We start from the raw sequence: 13,494 nt of genomic DNA, 5'->3' as shown, positions 1-13,494 counted from the left end.
CCGGTATCGTGGGGCCATGACGGACGACGGCGACCAGGGCAAGCGCGCCGCCCTCGTGTACAACCCCACCAAGGTCGACAAGGCAGGGCTGCGCGGCCTCGTCGAGAAGGCGTCACGGCAGGCCGGCTGGGGCGCCCCCCTGTTCTATGAGACCACGCCCGAAGATCTGGGGCAGGATGCCACGACCCGCGCGCTGCGCGAGGGGGCCGGCGCGGTGCTCGTGGCCGGCGGCGACGGCACCGTGCGCGCCGTCGCCGAGGCGCTGGCCGAAAGCCGCGTGCCCCTGACGATCGTGCCCAGTGGCACCGGCAACCTGCTGGCCCGCAACCTCGACCTGCCGCTGACCGACCCGGCGGCGATGGTCCGCGCGACCTTCGAGGGCGACATCCACCCGATCGACGTCGGCATGGCGCAGGTGGTGCGCGCCGACGGCAGCACGGAAGAGCATGCGTTCGTGGTGATGGCCGGAATCGGGCTGGATGCCGCGATGATCGCCAACACCAACGACCAGCTGAAGAAGACGGTCGGCTGGGTCGCCTATGTCGACGGCGCGGCGCGGTCGCTCCCGCGCGCCAAGCCGTTCCGGGTCGTGTACCAGCTCGACGAGCATCGGCTGCACTCGGCGAAGGTGCAGAGCGTGCTGTTCGCCAACTGCGGTGCGCTGCCGGCGGGCATCGAGCTGATCCCGGACGCGTCGATCGCGGACGGGCTGCTGGATGTGGCCGTCATCCAGCCGACCGGCTGGTTCGGCTGGATCGGGGTGTGGCGCAAGGTGTGGTGGGACAACACCGTGCTGCGCCGTTCCCGCGCCGGGCGGCGCATCGTCGCACGGCGCCGGGACTCGTCGATCCGGTACCTGCGCGGCACGTCCATCGAGACGGCCCCCGAGACCGTGCAGCCCATCGAGCTGGACGGCGACGAGTTCGGCGAGGTGGTGCGTCTGCGCTGCCGCATCCTTCCCGGGGCGCTGCTGACCGCCGTGCCGCACGGCCACGACGTGCGCGCGATCTGACCCGAACCGCCCGGCCGGAATAGCCCGGGCCCTGCCGGAGGTTGTCCCCTGTGATGAGCACTTCACCTGCGCTGTCCGTCCTCGACCTCGTGCCGGTTCGCACCGGCCAGACCAGCGCGCAGGCGGTGACCGCCTCCCTCGCCCTCGCGCAGCGCGCCGACGCGCTGGGCCTGCGCCGCTACTGGTTCGCCGAGCATCACAACATGCCCGCCGTCGCCTCGACCACGCCGCCGGTGCTCACCGCCGCGGCGGCAGCGGTCACCCGCCGCATCCGGCTCGGCTCGGGCGGGGTCATGCTGCCCAACCATGCACCCCTCATCGTCGCCGAGCAGTTCGCGGCGCTGGAGGCCCTCGCCCCCGGCCGCATCGATCTGGGCATCGGCCGCGCCCCCGGCAGCGACCCGGTGATCACGCAGCTGCTGCGCATGTCGGGCACCACCAGCGACGTCGAGCGATTCCCTGAGCATGTCGCCGACATCCGCAAGCTGCTGTCCGAATCGGGCGCCAGCCTGCAGTTCACCAATGGCCACACCTACGACGTGCACGCGACTCCGGCCGCCTCCGGCGCACCGCAGATCTGGCTTCTCGGCTCGAGCAACTACTCGGCGCAGCTGGCGGCGGCCCAGGGCCTGCCGTATGTGTTCGCGAACCACTTCGCCGGCGAGGGGCTCGAGCGGGCGCTCGAGCTGTACCGCACCCAGTATCAGCCGAGCCCCGAGCACCCCGAGCCGGTCACCTTCCTGACCGCGAACGTGATCGCGGCGCCGACCGCCGCCGAGGCCGAGGAGCGCGCGCTCCCCCAGCTGCGGATGATGGCACGGCTGCGCACGAACCGTCCGCTGATCGCGCTCGAGACGATCGAGCAGGCCAAGGCCGGGGCATCCGATTTCGACACCCTCGCCGACACCATCATGCAGGCCGCCCGGTCCAAGTGGCTCGTCGGCACCGGCGCCGAGGTCGCGGCGGAGCTCGTCGCATTCGCCGCCCGGTGGCAGGTCGACGAGGTGATGCTCTCACCGGTGGCGGGCGCCTACGAGACCGAGCCGATGGATGCCTCGCCCGGCCGCACACAGACCCTCGAGCTGGTCACCGCGGCACTGAGCTGAGGCGCCGCAGCGCCGGGGGGTCACTCGTCGGGTTCGCCCGACACCAGGCCGCGCAGCCAGTCGCGCGCCTCGATGAACACCTCGTCGGCGTAGCGGTCGGGATAGTGCACGATCGCGTGGTCGGCGCGCGGGTACGAGCCCAGGAACACGACCTTCGGGCTGAACCGGCGCAGGCCCAGCAGCGCATCGGCCATCCGCTCGTCCTTGAGGTGCCCGTCGGCGTCGATCACGAACCGGTAGCGACCCAGCTCGTCGCCGATGGGCCGCGACGCCAGCAGCGAGAGGTTGATGCCGCGGGTGGCGAACTGCTCGAGCAGATCCAGCAGCGCGCCCGGGCGGTCCACCGGCAGCTCGACGATCAGGGACGTCTTGTCGGCGCCGGTGGGCTCGGGCGGCACGACGGTGCGGCTGACCAGCACGAACCGGGTGATCGCGTTCGGGTTGTCGCCGATGTCCTCGGCGAGCAGCTCGAACTCGTGGTGATCCAGCAGCGCGGGCGGCGCGATCGCGGCATCGGCGGCGGTGGTGCCGTCGAGCATCTCCAGGGCCGCGGCGACGTTGCTCGACGACGGCAGGTGCGCGTGCGTGGGCAGCTGCGACCCCAGCCACCGCAGCGACTGACCGTACGCGACCGGGTGCGCCGCGATCAGCGACACGTCGGCCAGGCGGGTGCCGGGCCGGCCCACCAGCACGAACTGCACCGGAACCAGGTACTCGCCCACGATGCGCAGCCCGGGCATGGTCGCCAGCGCGTCCTGCGTCGTGCTCACCCCGCCGTCCACCGAGTTCTCGATCGCGATCATCGCGGCATCCGATCGCCCTTCGACCACGTCCGACAGCGCCTCGGGCACGTTGCGCACCGTCCGCCAGATCTGGCCGCGGGCCTCGGGCACCTGGGCCAGGGCCGCCTCGGTGAATGTGCCGGCCGGTCCGAGGTAGCTGTAGGAACGGCGCGCAGGCGGAGTGTCGGCGCCGCCGCCGGTGGGATGGGTGGCGGATGTCGCGGCGTTCGAAGTCACGGTGACAGCCTAATCGTGACGCGAGACTGCCGTGCAGGCGCCGTTCGGGGCAGACTGGGGGGATGAGCCGTGCCGGAACCCCCGCCCAGGAATCTGATCTCATCAGCATCGACGAGGTGATCAACGCCTACTACGACCTGCAGCCCGACCCGGCCGTACCCGCGCAGCGGGTGGCCTTCGGCACCAGCGGACACCGCGGTTCGTCGTTGTCGCGCAGCTTCAACGAGAACCACATCCTCGCCACGACGCAGGCGATCGTCGACTACCGCACCGCACAGGGCATCGCCGGGCCGCTGTTCCTCGGCCGCGACACGCACGGGCTGTCCCGGCCGGCCGAGCGCACCGCGATCGAGGTGCTGGTGGCCGGCGGCGTGGACGTGCGCATCGATTCGCGCGACTCGTGGGTTCCCACGCCCGCGCTCAGCCACGCCATCCTGACCTACAACAAGGGGCGGGTCGCCGATGACCCGGCGCGCGCGGACGGCATCGTGGTCACCCCCAGCCACAACCCGCCCGCCGACGGCGGCTTCAAGTACAACCCGCCGAACGGGGGGCCCGCCGACACCGATGCGACCGCCTGGATCGCCGACCGCGCCAACGCGCTGATCGCCGCCGGCGTCGACCAGATCAGGCGCACCCCGTTCGCCGACATCGACTCCGACACGCTGGGCCGCTACGACTTCCGGCAGGCCTACGTCGAAGACCTGCGCAACATCATCGACGTCGACGCGATCCGCAAGGCGGGCGTGCGTATCGGCGCCGACCCGCTCGGCGGCGCGTCGGTGGACTACTGGGCGCTGATCGGCGAGCACTACGGGCTGGACCTGACCGTGGTCAACCCCGAGGTCGATCCGACCTGGCGGTTCATGACGCTGGACTGGGACGAGAAGATCCGGATGGACCCGTCGTCGCCGTCGGCGATGGCGGCCCTGGTGGCGCGCCGGGACGAGTACGACCTGCTCACCGGCAACGACGCCGACTCCGACCGGCACGGCATCGTCACGCCCGACGCCGGTCTGATGAACCCGAACCACTACCTGGCCGTCGCGATCGACTACCTGTATTCGCACCGGCCGGACTGGCCGGCCACCGCCGCCGTCGGCAAGACGCTGGTCTCGTCGATGATCATCGACAAGGTGGCAGCGTCGCTGGGCCGTGCGCTGCTGGAGGTGCCGGTGGGCTTCAAGTGGTTCGTGCCTGGGCTGCTGGACGGCTCGGTCGCCTTCGGCGGCGAGGAGTCGGCTGGGGCATCCTTCCTGCGGATGGACGGCACCGTGTGGACGACCGACAAGGACGGCATCCTGCTGTGCCTGCTGGCCGCCGAGATCCTGGCGGTGACGGGGCAGACGCCGTCGCAGCGGTATGCCGAGCTGGCCGAGCAGTTCGGCGCATCGGCCTATCAGCGGGTGGATGCCGCCGCCAGCCCCGAGCAGAAGGCGGCGCTGGCGAAGCTGTCGCCCGATGCCGTGACGGCGACCGAGCTGGCCGGCGAACCGATCACCGCGAAGCTGTCGCATGCGCCCGGCAACGGCGCGCCGATCGGCGGACTGAAGGTGCAGACCGAGCACGCCTGGTTCGCGGCGCGCCCATCCGGCACGGAGGACGTCTACAAGCTGTACGCCGAGAGCCTGCGCGGCCCCGAGCACCTCGCCCAGGTGCAGGCCGAGGCGCGCACCGTGGTCGACACCGCGCTCGGCGGCTGACCCGCGCCGCCTCTCGCCTCGCGTCGCCGCGCCGAGAGGCGCGTTCTGCGCCGAGAAGGTGCGTTTTTCGTCGAGAAGGTGCGTTTTCGTCGAGAAGGTTGGGCACCTTCTCGGCGCGCGAAGGCCGTCCTCGGCGGCGCGGTTTCAAGGGCGGGTTGCGCAGCGGCGCGCCAGCGCTGTCCCGGCGGCGCGCAGCCAGTGCGCGGGTGCAGACTGCGCGGGCTCGGCGCCGCCGGCCAGATCGGTCAGCGAGATGGATGCCGTGAACGCGCGGGTATCGGCATCCGGCGCCACCCGACCGGCCACGAGCGCGACCGGCACCCCGGCGGATCGGGCCAGCTCAGCCACGTGCGCGGGCGCCTTGCCCGCCGACGACTGACCGTCGAAGGATCCCTCGCCGGTCACGACGAGATCGGCGCCGGCGAGGGCGCCGCGCAGTCCGATCAGGTCGGCGATCGCGCTCGCGCCGGGCACCGACAGTGCGCCCCACGACTGCAGCGCGAAGCCGGTTCCCCCGGCGGCACCCGCTCCCGGCGCGTCGGGATCGGCATCCGGCATCGCAGCCCGCAGCACCCGCGCGAAGCGGGTCAGCGCAGCGTCGGCCGCGGCGATATCGCCGGCCGCGAAGCCCTTCTGCGGCCCGAACACCACGGCCGCCCCGTGCGGGCCGAGCAGGGGGTTCGTCACGTCCGAGAGAACCACCGCGCCGCCATCCGGCAGCGCGCGCAAGCGCGAGAGATCGGCCGTCACGATGCCGGCCAGCCCGCGCGCTCCCGGGGCGAGCGCACGGCCCTCAGCATCCACGAATCGCGCGCCCAGCGCGCGGAGCATTCCGCTACCGCCGTCGGTCGAGGCGCTGGAGCCGATGCCGAGGATTAGCCGCGCGACGCCGCGATCGATCGCCGCGGCGATCGCCTGGCCGAAACCGGCGGTGTGCGCGTTCCAAGCCGGGCGCCGCTCGCCGAGCAGCTCGATGCCCGAGGTCGCGGCGAGCTCGACGACGGCGGTGCCGCCGGGGACATCCGTCGCGGCAGGCAGCAGGAGCCAGGCCGCGTCGTGCACCCGGTCGTCGGGGCCGGTCACCGAAACCGGCATGCGCCGCGCACCGGGCACCGCGGCTGCGAAGGCATCGAGTGTCCCCTCGCCACCGTCGGCCATCGGCCGCGCGATGATCTCGGCCTCCGGGTCGACGTCGCGGTACCCGGCGGCGAGCGCCGCGCACGCGTCGCGGGCGCTGATCGAGCCTTTGAAGCTGTCGGGCGCGAGAACGACGGTGGTCACAGCCGGAGTCTAGGCGCCGGCATGCGAACGTGCCCGCACCGGGCAGAATGAGGTGAATGATCGAAACTCGAGCAGCCGCACGCCCGGTGCGCGGTGGGGCCCGCTCGAGCCCGCAGAGGAGCGAGATGACCTGGCTTGTCACCGGCGGCGCCGGCTATATCGGCGCACACATCGTCCGCGCGCTGGCGGCAGCCGGTATGAACCCGGTCGTCCTGGACGATCTCTCCAGCGGGCACGACGGCTTCGTCCCCGGCGGAGTGCCGCTGGTGCGGGGCAGCATCCTGGACCGCCCGCTGATCGAACGCACGCTGCGCGAGCACCGCGCCGAGGGGGTCATCCACGTCGCCGGTTTCAAGTACGCGGGCGTCTCGGTGCAGCGTCCGCTGCACACCTACGCGCAGAACGTGACCGGCACCCGGCTCGTGCTCGAGGCGATGGCGGCGGCGGATGTCGCGCACCTGGTGTTCTCGTCGTCGGCGGCGGTGTTCGGCACGCCGGACGTCGCGCTGGTCACGGAAGACACCCCCAAGCACCCGACCTCGCCGTACGGCCAGTCCAAGCTCATCGGCGAATGGCTGATCGGCGACCAGGGCGTGGCGACGGCCGGGTCGGAGCATCCGCTGCGGCATACCTCGCTGCGCTACTTCAACGTGGTCGGATCCGGCGACCCCGCAGTGTACGACTCGAGCCCGCACAACCTGTTCCCGCTGGTGTTCGAGGCGCTGCTGGCCGGCAAGACGCCGCAGATCTTCGGCGACGACTACGACACCCCCGACGGCACGAATCTGCGCGACTACGTGCACGTGGCCGATATCGCCGCCGCGCACGTCGTGGCCGCGCAGCGGCTGTCGTCGGGCGCACCGATCGAGCCGGCGTACAACCTCGGGTCGCAGAACGGGCTGAGTGTGCGCGAGATCATGGATGCCATGGCCCGCGTCACCGGCATCGAGTTCACGCCGGTGGTCGGCCCGCGCAGGCCGGGCGACCCCGATCGGATCGTCGCGACCGGGGAACTGGCCGCACGCGACCTGGACTGGACCAACCGATACACCGTCGACGAGATGGTCCGCAGCGGGTGGGAGGCGCGGCGGCGCGCCGTCGCCTGAGCCGCCCGGCGGCGTCCCGAGAAGGTGCGTTGCCCGCCGAGAAGGCGTGTTCTCGCCCGAGAAGGTGCGTTCTTCGCCGAAAAGGTGCGTTCTTCGCCGAGAAGGTGCCCCACATCCTCGGCGCACAAACGACCACTTCGGCGCAGGATGCACCTTCTCGACGCACCAGGGACCTTCTCGGCGCACAAACGACCGCCTCAGCGCACAAAGCACCTTGTCGACGCGGGATGCACCACCTGGGCGCAGGATGCACCGCCTCGCGAGCGGGGTCAGGGGGCGGGGGGCGGGGCTGTGCTGGCGCGCACCACCAACTGCGCCGGAACCACCTCGGCGCGGCGCGGGTCGCCCTCGATCGCGCCGACCAGCGCCGCGACGGCGTGCCGGCCCAGGGCGTCGAAGTCCTGACGGACCGTCGTCAGCGGCGGACGATACTCCGCGGCATCCGCCACGTCATCGAAGCCCACGACGCTGACATCCTCGGGCACCCGGCGACCGGCATCCGCCAGCGCCCGCAGCAGGCCGAGCGCCATCTGATCGTTGGCGGCGAACACGGCCGTCACGCCCGGATCGGCGGCCAGCACCGCTCCAATGCGGTGACCGGATGCCGCGGTCCAGTCGCCGCGCAGCACCTCGGGCGCATGCGCCCCGGCGTCGGCGAGCGCGCCGCGCCAGCCGCGTTCGCGCTCGTGGGCGGCGAACGACCCGACCGGCCCCGCAAGGTGACGAACCGTCTGATGGCCCAGCGCCAGCAGGTGTGCCACGGCGGAACGCGCGCTGTCCGCGTGCGCGGTCTGGACGACGGCGAAGCGATCATCGCCCGGTGAGTCCACCACGACCAGCCGCAGCCCGACCGGCGCGACCCGGCCGCGCACTCGCTCGGTCGCCTCGTTGAGCACGATCGCCCCATCCACGCCCTGATCGAGCAGGCGGTCGAACGCGTCATCGATGCGGCCTGACTTCCCCAGCCTCACCACCACGACGGCGTAGCCGCGCGCCGCGGCGGCGTCGGCGACGGCCTGCAGCATCCGCGAATTGCCGACCGAGGCGAGCGTGGCCGCCACCAGACCGATCGTCTGGGTGCGACCGGTGCGCAGCGCGCGCGCCGCGCGGTGCGGACGGTACCCGAGCTCGGCCATCGCCGTCTCGACCCGGCTCCGGGTGGCGGCATCGACCCGAGGGCTGGCGTTGACCACTCGCGAGACGGTCTGCCCGGACACGCCCGCCCGGGCCGCGACATCCGCCATCGACACGCGCCGCCCCGTCCTGTCCACCGCACGCCCCTCCCGAGCTCCACCGGTCCCGCGCCAGAACTCCGTCGATCCAGCACATGTTGACGATAACACGGTGCCTTGCTAGCGTGTGATCGTCAACATGGAGGAGTTCTGCACATGCCCCTGGACATTCCCGACGCCCCGGTCGCCCTCGGCGCCGGCGTCGTCAAGCGGCCGAGTCGGCTGGCCGACGGCCGCGAGCTGATCTACTACGACGACCCCGACACGACCCTCGGCAGCGGGCGCGCCGTCGATGCGCGCGTGCTCGATGAGCGCCCCGAGACGGCCACGATGCGCCAGGACGTGCTCACCGGTGACTGGATCTCGGTGGCCGCCGCCCGGCAGAGTCGCGCCTTCCTGCCGCCCGCCGAGCTCGACCCGCTCGCCCCGCAGACGTCGACGAATCCGTCCGAGGTCCCGTCGCGGTACGACGTCGCGGTATTCGAGAACCGCTCCCCCTCGTTCGGCCCCGCACTGGCCGAGGCGCACCGCGGCGCACCCGCCGCCGCCGACCCGCCCGAAGACCTCACCGATCTGGCCAGGCCCGGCCTCGGCCGCACGCGCACGAGCGTCGGTCGCTGCGAGGTCGTGTGCTTCAGCCCCGAGCTGACCGGATCGTTCGGCACCCAGACCGAGACCCGCGCCCGCACCGTGATCGAGGCGTGGGCCGACCGCACGGCCGCCCTGTCGGCGCTGCCGGGTGTCGAGCAGGTGTTCCCGTTCGAGAACCGCGGCGAGGCGATCGGTGTGACACTCGGCCACCCGCACGGCCAGATCTACGCCTACCCCTACATCACGCCGCGGACGCAGCGCACGCTGGAGGGCATCGCCCACACCTCCCCGACGCTGTTCCAGGACATCCTCGACTTCGAGCGGGCCGGGCAGCGGGTCGTGCTCGAAGGCCTGCGCTGGACGGCGTTCGTCCCATTCGCCGCCCGCTGGCCGCTCGAGGTGCACCTGATGCCGCACCGGCACGTCGCCGACTTCGCCGAGACCACCGACGCCGAGCGCACCGAGCTCGCGCGCCTCTATCTGCTGCTGCTGCGCGGGGTCGACACCCTGTACGACACCCCGACCCCTTACATCGCCGCGTGGCATCAGGCGCCGGTGCACGTCGCGCGCGATTCGTACCGCCTGCACCTCGAGCTGACGAGCCCGCGCCGCGGGGCCGGCAAGCTCAAATACCTCGCCGGATCCGAGGCGGCGATGGGCGCATGGATCGGCGACATCCCGCCCGAGACGAGCGCGGCACGGCTGCGCGAGGCACTCGAGCAGGCGTCGGTATGACGCCGGATGCCGCCGCCCGCGCGCTGTTCGCCGAGATGTCCGACAGCCCCGCGGCAGGCGAATGGTCGGCCCCCGGCCGGGTGAACCTGATCGGCGAGCACACCGACTACAACGACGGCTTCGTGCTGCCGTTCGCCATCGACCACCGCACGCACGCCGTGGCCGGCACGAACGGAAGCGCTGACATCCGAGTGGAATCGACCTTCGCGGACGCCCGGGTGGTCGTCCACCTGGACGATCTCGACCGGATGTTCCCCACCACCGGGCAGCTCGCCGTGCCCGAGTGGGCGGCCTATCCGCTCGGCGTCGCCTGGGCGCTGCGCCGCGCGACGGACGCGCCGCAAATCGGCGTCGACATCGCGATCGCCTCCGACGTCCCGGTCGGGGCGGGACTGTCGTCGTCGGCGGCGATCGAGGGAGCCGTGGCATCCGCGCTCAACGACGTGTGGGGCCTCGGCCTCGACTCGGTCGCCCTGGCCCGCATCGGCCGCCGCGCCGAGAACGAGGCCGTCGGCGCGCCGACCGGGATCATGGACCAGATGGCATCGATGCTCGGCCGCGCCGACGCCGCGATCTTCCTGGACTGCCGGTCGCTGCACACCGAGGTCATCGATCTGGGCTTCGCCGCCGCGGGCCTCGAGGTCGTCGTGATCGACACGGGCACCGCGCACGCGCACGCCACCGGCGGCTATCGCGACCGCCGCGACGCGTGCGAGCGCGGCGCGGCGGCCCTGGGCGTCGCCGCGCTGCGGGATCTGTCGGCCCCCGACCTCGCGCGCGCCGAGCGGGCGATGGATGCCACCACCTTCCGCCGCGTGCGCCACGTCGTCACCGAGAACCAGCGGGTGCTCGACACCGTGCAGACCCTCCGCGCGCAGGGACCCGCCGCGATCGGTCCGCTCCTGGACGCCTCGCACGCGTCGATGCGCGACGACTTCGAGATCTCCACCCCCGAGCTCGACACCGCCGTCGCCGCCGCACGGGCCGCCGGCGCGATCGGCGCGCGGATGACCGGCGGCGGCTTCGGCGGCGCGGCGATAGCGCTGACCCCGCACGACCGAGTCGACGAGGTCGCGCTGGCAGCGGCATCCACGTTCGACGAGGCCGGGTACGCCCCGCCGCACGTGTTCACCGTCACGCCGTCGGGCGGCTCCCGCCGCGACGCGTGACCCGCCCGGTCGTACCCGCCGCGACGCGTGACCCGCCCGGTCGTACCCGCCGCGACGTCCGCCCCGCCTGGTCGTACCCGTCGCGACGTCCGCCCCGCCCCTCGCCCCAGCCGAGGAGATCTGCCCAGGCGAGGACCGAATCGGGCGAAACCCTCCTCATTTCGACGAATCTCCTCGCCTCAGGCGCGGACGCACCGGCAAGAGGACGCACCGTCAGCGCGGACGCACCCGCAACCGGGGACGCACCGTCAGCGCGGATGCCCGCGGGGCCTACTGCGCGCCGCCGCTCATCGCGATCAGGCCCTCGATCTGCTCGCGGGTGATCGGAACGCCGGGGAAGCCGACGAGCCGTGCGACCGGGAACGACGCCATCATCTTCTGCATGCCCTCGTCGCCCATCGCGCCCGCCGCGTCGCCGCCCATCCCGGCCAGCAGCCCCGCCATCGCCTGCTGCACGACCGGACCCGCCACCGGATCGGCCATCAGCTCGCCCACCGACGACTCCATGCTCAGCGGCACCGACATGGCGTCGCCGGCGACGGCCACGGTCGCCGTCGAACGGATGTCCCGACTGGATGCCGCGACCGCGACGGTGTAGTCGCCGCCTTCGACGACCCAGCGGTCGACGCGGATGTCCCAGTAGGCGAGGTCGGTGCGGCGCACGCGCAGCTGTACCGACCGGGTCTGGCCGGGCTGCAGCTCGACCGACGCGAACGCCTTGAGCTCGCGCGGCGCGCGCTCGAGGCCCGAGCCGGGCAGCGACGTGTAGACCTGCACGACCTCGCGGCCGGCCACCGCACCGGTGTTGGTCACCGGCACCGTGACCAGCACGTCGCCGGATCCGTCCACGATCGCCGCGGCATCCCCGTACCGGAACGTCGTGTACGACAGCCCGTGCCCGAACGGGTAGGCGACCTCCAGTCCGCGGGCGTCGTACCAGCGGTAGCCGACCAGAATGCCCTCGCCGTAGCGGACATGACCGAATTCACCCGGGAAGTTGCCGAACGACGGGTTGTCCGACAGCCGCAGCGGAATCGTCTCGGTGAGCTTGCCGGACGGGTTCACGGCACCGTGGAGCACGTCGGCGGTGGCCGAGCCGCCGGCCTGGCCGAGCAGCCAGCCCTCGACGATCGCCGGCACGCGATCGCGGAACGGCAGCGCCACGACCGACCCGTTCGAGAGCACCACGACCGCGTTCGAGTTGGCTGCCAGCACCGCGTCCAGCAGCTCGAGCTGCGCCGCGGGCAGGTCGATGTGCTCGCGGTCGTACCCTTCCGACTCCGCTGTGGCGGGAAGCCCCAGGAACACGACGGCGACGTCGGCAGCGGCTGCCGCGGCCACCGCGTCGGCCGTCAATGCCGCCGCATCGCCGGACCCGTCGAGGGTGAACCCGGGTGCGTATGCCGCATCCGGGGCGACCTGTCGGATCGCGTCCAGCGCCGTGTCGAGCCGGGTCGGGTTGATCAGCGACGAGCCGGCCCCCTGGTACCGCGGGGTCTGCGCGAACGCGCCGACCACGGCGAGGGTCTGCTCGGGCCGCAGCGGCAGGAGGCCGCCCTCGTTGCGCAGCAGCACGATCGACCGGGCCGCCGCCTCGCGGGCCAGCGCGTGGTGGGCGTCCACATCCAGCGGGCCGGCGACGGCCGGGCGCGACTGGGTCTTGCGCACCAGGTCGAGCACTCGGCCGGCGGCGACATCCAGCGCCCGCTCATCGAGCGTGCCGTCCTGCACCGTCGCGGCCAGCTGGGCGTCGGTGCGACCGCCGCTGGCCGGCATCTCCAGGTCGAGTCCGGCCGTCAGCCCGGCGACCCTGTCGTTGACGGCACCCCAGTCCGAGACCACGAGCCCTTCGAAGCCCCACTCGTCGCGCAGCACCTGCGTCAGCAGCCACGGGTCCTCGGACGCATACACGCCGTTGATCCGGTTGTACGAGCACATCACGGTCCACGGCTGGGCGTCCTCGACGACGCGCTGGAAGCCGCGCAGATAGATCTCCCGCAGCGGCCGGGCATCCACGTCCGACGAGATGCGCATCCGGTCGAACTCCTGATTGTTCGCGGCGAAGTGCTTCAGTGACGCGCCGACACCCTGCGACTGGATGCCGCGGACCAGGCCCGCCCCCATCACCCCCGAGACGATCGGGTCCTCGGAGAAGTACTCGAAGTTGCGGCCGCACAGCGGCGAGCGCTTGATGTTGATGCCCGGGCCGAGGATCACCGCGACGTCCTCGATCGCCGACTCGACGCCGAGCGCCGCGCCGACGCGCTCGGCCAGCTCGGGGTCGAACGACGCGCCCAGACCGACCGCGGGCGGGAAGCACGTGGCCGGCACGCTGTCGGCGATGCCCAGATGGTCGCTGGCGCCCGTCTGCTTGCGCAGCCCGTGCGGCCCGTCGGTGAGCATGATCGACGGGATGCCGGCATCCGGCACCGCCTTCGTGGTCCAGAAGTCGGCGCCCGAGGTCAGCGACGCCTTCTGCGGCACGGTCAGTCCGGAAACGTCGGCGGGGATGGTATCGGTCATGTCACTCAGCGGCCGCT

10 protein-coding genes are annotated in these 13,494 nt (G+C 72.5%); 6 read left to right on the top strand and 4 right to left on the bottom strand.

The features are described 5' to 3' along the window. Window positions 1-16: 16 nt before the first annotated feature. Window positions 17-1,012 (top strand): diacylglycerol/lipid kinase family protein, encoded by a 996-nt coding sequence (locus ABD705_RS04460; protein ID WP_344780963.1) that lies wholly within the window; start codon window positions 17-19, stop codon window positions 1,010-1,012. Window positions 1,013-1,065: 53 nt separating this feature from the next. After that, window positions 1,066-2,118, top strand: coding sequence for an LLM class flavin-dependent oxidoreductase (locus tag ABD705_RS04455; RefSeq protein ID WP_344780961.1), 1,053 nt, complete (start codon window positions 1,066-1,068; stop codon window positions 2,116-2,118). Between the two features lie 20 nt (window positions 2,119-2,138). On the opposite strand, the gene pheA is transcribed toward ABD705_RS04455, so the two are convergent. Beyond that, entirely contained in the window at window positions 2,139-3,137 is a 999-nt protein-coding gene (gene pheA, locus ABD705_RS04450) for a prephenate dehydratase (protein ID WP_344780959.1), read from the bottom strand. Window positions 3,138-3,199: 62 nt separating this feature from the next. Between pheA and pgm the strand changes: the two genes are divergently transcribed. Continuing rightward, window positions 3,200-4,840 carry a phosphoglucomutase (alpha-D-glucose-1,6-bisphosphate-dependent) gene (gene pgm, locus ABD705_RS04445; protein WP_344780957.1) on the top strand — a complete coding sequence of 547 codons (1,641 nt, stop codon included), beginning with the start codon at window positions 3,200-3,202 and terminating at the stop codon, window positions 4,838-4,840. A gap of 144 nt (window positions 4,841-4,984) precedes the next feature. Here pgm and ABD705_RS04440 read toward each other — a convergent pair whose 3' ends face one another. Then, a complete protein-coding gene (locus ABD705_RS04440; protein WP_344780955.1) occupies window positions 4,985-6,121 on the bottom strand; it encodes a glycerate kinase in 1,137 nt (378 codons plus the stop codon). Between the two features lie 125 nt (window positions 6,122-6,246). Between ABD705_RS04440 and galE the strand changes: the two genes are divergently transcribed. Next, a complete protein-coding gene (gene galE / locus ABD705_RS04435) occupies window positions 6,247-7,227 on the top strand; it encodes a UDP-glucose 4-epimerase GalE (protein WP_344780953.1) in 981 nt (326 codons plus the stop codon). 269 nt (window positions 7,228-7,496) lie between these two features. Here galE and ABD705_RS04430 read toward each other — a convergent pair whose 3' ends face one another. Further along, window positions 7,497-8,471: a LacI family DNA-binding transcriptional regulator gene (locus ABD705_RS04430; protein ID WP_344781005.1), complete on the bottom strand. Its 975-nt coding sequence runs from the start codon at window positions 8,469-8,471 to the stop codon at window positions 7,497-7,499. A 144-nt stretch (window positions 8,472-8,615) separates the two neighbouring features. Here ABD705_RS04430 and galT point away from each other — a divergent pair, with 144 nt between their 5' ends. Next, entirely contained in the window at window positions 8,616-9,785 is a 1,170-nt protein-coding gene (gene galT / locus ABD705_RS04425) for a galactose-1-phosphate uridylyltransferase (RefSeq protein WP_344780951.1), read from the top strand. After that, window positions 9,782-10,954 (top strand): galactokinase, encoded by a 1,173-nt coding sequence (gene galK, locus ABD705_RS04420; RefSeq protein ID WP_344780949.1) that lies wholly within the window; start codon window positions 9,782-9,784, stop codon window positions 10,952-10,954. The genes galT and galK overlap by 4 nt, the downstream gene beginning before the upstream one ends. A gap of 270 nt (window positions 10,955-11,224) precedes the next feature. On the opposite strand, the gene ABD705_RS04415 is transcribed toward galK, so the two are convergent. After that, complete coding sequence (locus ABD705_RS04415; protein WP_344780947.1) at window positions 11,225-13,477, bottom strand: glycoside hydrolase family 3 C-terminal domain-containing protein; 2,253 nt, start codon at window positions 13,475-13,477, stop codon at window positions 11,225-11,227. Window positions 13,478-13,494: the final 17 nt, after the last annotated feature.

The sequence above is a fragment of the Microbacterium kribbense genome (genome assembly GCF_039537285.1).
Classification (GTDB): domain Bacteria; phylum Actinomycetota; class Actinomycetes; order Actinomycetales; family Microbacteriaceae; genus Microbacterium; species Microbacterium kribbense.
The sequence above is the reverse complement of the archived record's forward strand: the minus strand, read 5'-3'. Positions and strand labels throughout refer to the sequence as shown.

Bases quoted from the DNA above. Each gene is read 5' to 3' on its own strand.
- ABD705_RS04460 (WP_344780963.1), top strand. From the start codon at position 17: ATGACGGACGACGGCGACCAGGGCAAGCGCGCCGCCCTCGTGTACAAC.
- ABD705_RS04455 (WP_344780961.1), top strand. From the start codon at position 1,066: ATGAGCACTTCACCTGCGCTGTCCGTCCTCGACCTCGTGCCGGTTCGC.
- pgm (WP_344780957.1), top strand. From the start codon at position 3,200: ATGAGCCGTGCCGGAACCCCCGCCCAGGAATCTGATCTCATCAGCATC.
- galE (WP_344780953.1), top strand. From the start codon at position 6,247: ATGACCTGGCTTGTCACCGGCGGCGCCGGCTATATCGGCGCACACATC.
- ABD705_RS04430 (WP_344781005.1), bottom strand. From the start codon at position 8,471: ATGGCGGATGTCGCGGCCCGGGCGGGCGTGTCCGGGCAGACCGTCTCG.
- galT (WP_344780951.1), top strand. From the start codon at position 8,616: ATGCCCCTGGACATTCCCGACGCCCCGGTCGCCCTCGGCGCCGGCGTC.
- galK (WP_344780949.1), top strand. From the start codon at position 9,782: ATGACGCCGGATGCCGCCGCCCGCGCGCTGTTCGCCGAGATGTCCGAC.
- ABD705_RS04415 (WP_344780947.1), bottom strand. From the start codon at position 13,477: ATGACCGATACCATCCCCGCCGACGTTTCCGGACTGACCGTGCCGCAG.